1 pseudogene is annotated in these 308 nt (G+C 72.4%); it reads left to right on the forward strand.

Annotated elements, in window-relative coordinates:
- Positions 1–308 (forward strand): annotated as a pseudogene (locus tag RM704_RS45010) (IS200/IS605 family accessory protein TnpB-related protein); the annotation flags it as partial.

Raw genomic sequence — 308 nt, forward strand, 5'->3', positions numbered from 1 at the left:
GGCAAGCGCTACGGCAACGAGACCATCCGCGTCAGCCCCGACGGCCAGGTCAGCATCAAGCTCCCCGCGCCGCTGGCTCATCTGGCGAACGCCCCGCACGGACGGTACGTCCTGGCCGGCCGGGTCGTGTTCGCGCACCGGGGCACCGAGTGGGCGGACCGCGTCGCGGCGAACCGGGCTGTCGCCTACCGCATCCACCACGACACCGGCCGGGACCGCTGGTATGTGACCGCGTCCTGGCAGATCCCGCCCACACCCACCCTGCCCCTCCTGGTGGCACTCGCGCACGGGGTGATCGGCGTCGACAT

It is taken from the genome of Streptomyces gottesmaniae, from assembly GCF_031845845.1.
Lineage (GTDB): Bacteria > Actinomycetota > Actinomycetes > Streptomycetales > Streptomycetaceae > Streptomyces > Streptomyces akebiae.